Raw genomic sequence first — 3,373 nt, 5'->3', positions numbered from 1 at the left:
AGCCGCAGCGCGCGGGCCAGCCCGGCCAGCACCTCCCGCGACGGACGCGGAGCCCGGCCCTGCTCCAGCCGGGTGTAGTACTCGGTCGAGATGAACGCCAGCCGCGCCGCCTCCTCGCGGCGCAGCCCCGGGGTGCGGCGACGCCGCCCGGCGGGCAGGCCCACGTCGGCCGGGGCGATCCGCTCCCGCCTGCTGCGCAGGAACACTGCCAGCTCACGTCGGTCCACGACCCCAGTGTGCCCGTGCACGGCGGCTGGTAGCCAGGTACCGCCGGTGCCTGGATGGGCTCCGCGCCCGGCCGCAGGCTTGCCGCATGGACACCACACGAACCACTGAGGGCCTGCTCGCAGACAAGGTCGCGTTCATCACCGGCGCCGGGCGGGGCATCGGCGCCGCGGCGGCCCGGCTGTTCGCCGCCGAGGGCGCCCGGGTGCTGCTCGCCGCCCGGACCGAGGAACAGTTGAAGGCGGTCACCGAACAGGTCCGGGCCGCCGGCGGCACCGCCGAGTACGTCGTCTGCGACCTGGCCGACGCGGCGAGCGTGCGCGCCGCCGTGGACCGCGTCGTCGAGGTGTACGGCCGCCTCGACGTCGCCTTCAACAACGGCGCGACGATCGTGCCGCCCGGACCGATGGACCAGGTGCGCGAAGAGGACTTCGACCACCTCTACACCGTCAACCTCAAGGGACCGTGGCTCGCCATGGTCGCCGAGGTCGCCGCGATCCGGGCCACCGCCGGCACCGGCGCGATCGTGAACAACTCCAGCGTCGGCAGCCTGATGGGCAACCCCGCGCTGCCCGCGTACGGCGCGATGAAGCGCGCGGTGAACAGCCTCACCGAATCCGCGGCGATCACCTACGGCCCGGAGGGCATCCGGGTCAACGCGATCGCCCCGGGCAGCACGCTCACCGAGATGATGCGCGCCTGGGACGCGGAGTCACCCGGGATCATCGAGCGGCTCGCCGCCGCCAGCCCGTTGCGCCGGGCCGCCGAACCCGACGAGATCGCCCAGGCCGCCGCGTGGCTGCTCAGCGACCGCGCCTCCTTCGTCACCGGTACGGTGCTGCGGGTCGACGGCGGCGCGCGGGCCTGACCGGCTCAGACGGTGGCGTCCTGGACCGGCCGGGGCGCGACCGTGTCGTCCGTGACCGGCTTGAAGCCCTTGACGACCAGGTAGACGCCGAGCGAGAACTCCCACACCGCGATGGGCAGCGCGGCGACCGCCGCCACCGGGGACAGCCGGTCCCAGGCGCCGAACAGCGTGCCCAGATCGGAGGCGACGAGCAGCGGCGCCCCGGCGAGCCCGAGCACCGGCAGGATGCGCGGCACCAGGCGGGACTGGTAGAGCAGGGAGCCCAGCAGCAGGGCGTTCACGGCCGGGAGGAGCGCCTGGCTGAGCAGGAACACCGAGTCGTAGAAGGCGACGAGTGTCCGGCCGGTGACCAGCGCGTCCGGTTCGGCGCCGGCCCGCCGCAGGGCGACCAGGGTCAGGATGCTCGCGACGCCGATGAAGATGCCGGCGGCCTCCAGCACGCGGGCGGCGACGAAGCCCAGCGCACGCGCCTCACCCTGCCGCTTGAGCACCGGGTACAGCGCGATCGCGGTGCCGATGCAGGCGAGGGCGACGATCACCTCCAGGACGCCGCCGACGACGACCGGGGTGTCCGGCGTGCCGCCGAGTATGTAGTCCGCCTCGCGTATCGGGGCGTACAGCGTGAGGGTCGGGATCGAGACGAAGGTGAGCAGGTAGAACCCGCCCGCGACCAGCGACGTCTTGCGCAGTGAGTCCATCGGGGCTGCCCTCCGCCGCTCGGCCGGTGGTCGTTACCTCACTCTGCGGCGGATGGGCGCGGCGGCGAATCGGCCGCTCGGTCAGACTCCTCGCGCGATGCGCACGGGCCACCGGTAACGGATACCGGTGGCCCGTGGGCGTACGACAGCGCGGCGACGCTAACGGTTCATCATGAGCGCCACCACTACGGCGACGAGCACCAGCGCGGCGAACACCGCCGCCGCGATCTTCGCGGCGCTGTACGGTCGCTCACCGATCACCTCGCCGGTGCGCGCGTTCACCAGCACCTGGTACGAGCGGCCGGCGTGCAGGTACGCGGCGATCCACACCGGCAGCAGGATCAGCTTGTACGACACGTCGGAGTACGTGGTGTCCACTGCGGACACCCGTTGCTCGTCACCGCCGATGTCCGACCGGCAGTCCCCCTCGATGACCGGTGCCATCCGCGCCTTCGCCTCGGTCAGGCCCGCCTCGGGCTCGGTGTCGTACCGCAGCGCCTGGTATCCGGCCAGGTAGTCGCCGTGGTACGCGGCCGCCTCGGTCAGCGGCCACGGCGCCAGCTTGTCCAGCTGCTCGGTGGGCAGGTGGGTGGTGGCGGGCACCAGCACGTCGTCGAAGTCCCGGCTGACGGTGCCGGCGGCCGGATGCCACCGGGTGTGCCGCACCTGCCGGGTCCGCGTCTCCTGTTTGCCGTCGACGGTCACCGTGTACGTCTCGGTGACGTAGTAGTACTCGCCCCGCTGACCCCGGTAGTCCGACACGGTCCGCGCGTCGAACGTCCAGTGCGGCAGGTACGTGCCCTTCAGCGTCTCCGCCTCGCTGACCTTCTTCAGGCTCCCCGGCGCGAACCAGCGGCTGCGGCACCACTGGCCCAGCGCCGTCCGTACGCCGTTGCGGTCCACCGCGAACGGCAGCACCGCCTCCGGCGCGATCAGCTCGCCCGCCGCGGCGTCGGCCACCAGCGGCGTGGCGCAGAACTGGCAGCGCTGCGCCAGCACGTCGCTCTCCGTCCGGGCCCCGCAGCCCGGGCAGACGAACGTGTGCGCCCCGACGCTCGCCACCGGCTTGCGGGGCAACGACGCGAGATCCGCGTACGCGTGCTCGCGCACCTCGCGGCCCGCGCCGGCGATCTCCTGCCGGTGCCCGCAGTAAGGGCAACTGAGCGTCGTCGTGCCCGGCGCGAACTCCACCCGGGCCCCGCAACCCCCGCACCGGTACGAGGGCGGGGAGACAGTCGTGTCGCTCATGCCGGCACCTGCCCGGTGCGGGGACGGCTCACCCGCTGACGTGCGTTCATTGCGGCGGCAGCGGCGGCGGGACGCTGGCCAGCACCGACGCCAGCTCCGGCACCTGTCCGGCGGGCTGCCACTGCGCCATCCCGGCACGCCAGACCAGCGTGTCCGGGCCGAGCGCGCCGGCGCCCGCCTGCTCGGCCAGCCCGCCGAGGTCGTACGGGCCCTGCCGCTGGCCACCGACGCCGACGTACCACTGGGCCTGGCCCGGCAGCGGCGGCGGCTCGGCGGCGCCCGGCTGCGCGGCCGACGGCTGCGCGGGGGCCGGCGCCGGCTGCGTGGCCCCGCC

Annotated in this window: 5 protein-coding genes; 1 reads left to right on the top strand and 4 read right to left on the bottom strand. The window is 74.0% G+C overall.

Annotated elements, in window-relative coordinates; all coding sequences use genetic code 11:
- Positions 1-227, bottom strand: a 227-nt coding sequence (locus tag MCBG_RS09990; RefSeq protein ID WP_157560819.1) for a helix-turn-helix domain-containing protein, incomplete at its 3' end; no start/stop codon positions are given.
- Between the two features lie 86 nt (positions 228-313).
- Here MCBG_RS09990 and MCBG_RS09985 point away from each other — a divergent pair.
- Entirely contained in the window at positions 314-1,093 is a 780-nt protein-coding gene (locus MCBG_RS09985) for an SDR family NAD(P)-dependent oxidoreductase (protein WP_043325228.1), read from the top strand.
- Between the two features lie 5 nt (positions 1,094-1,098).
- On the opposite strand, the gene MCBG_RS09980 is transcribed toward MCBG_RS09985, so the two are convergent.
- From MCBG_RS09980 to MCBG_RS09970, 3 genes are all read right to left on the bottom strand, one after another.
- The gene (locus MCBG_RS09980) at positions 1,099-1,791 is read right to left on the bottom strand and encodes a DUF4386 domain-containing protein (protein ID WP_043325227.1); all 693 of its coding nucleotides are present in this window, start codon (positions 1,789-1,791) and stop codon (positions 1,099-1,101) included.
- Between the two features lie 159 nt (positions 1,792-1,950).
- Positions 1,951-3,039 (bottom strand): TFIIB-type zinc ribbon-containing protein, encoded by a 1,089-nt coding sequence (locus tag MCBG_RS09975; RefSeq protein ID WP_043325226.1) that lies wholly within the window; start codon positions 3,037-3,039, stop codon positions 1,951-1,953.
- Positions 3,040-3,085: 46 nt separating this feature from the next.
- The coding region (locus tag MCBG_RS09970) for a DUF4339 domain-containing protein (protein WP_043325224.1) at positions 3,086-3,373 on the bottom strand (288 nt) is incomplete at its 5' end.

The organism is Micromonospora sp. M42, from assembly GCF_000568915.1.
Classification (GTDB): domain Bacteria; phylum Actinomycetota; class Actinomycetes; order Mycobacteriales; family Micromonosporaceae; genus Micromonospora; species Micromonospora chalcea.
The sequence above is the reverse complement of the archived record's forward strand: the minus strand, read 5'-3'. Positions and strand labels throughout refer to the sequence as shown.

Coding starts and splice junctions, on each gene's coding strand:
- MCBG_RS09975 (WP_043325226.1), bottom strand. CDS start 3,039: ATGAGCGACACGACTGTCTCCCCGCCCTCGTACCGGTGCGGGGGTTGC.
- MCBG_RS09985 (WP_043325228.1), top strand. CDS start 314: ATGGACACCACACGAACCACTGAGGGCCTGCTCGCAGACAAGGTCGCG.
- MCBG_RS09980 (WP_043325227.1), bottom strand. CDS start 1,791: ATGGACTCACTGCGCAAGACGTCGCTGGTCGCGGGCGGGTTCTACCTG.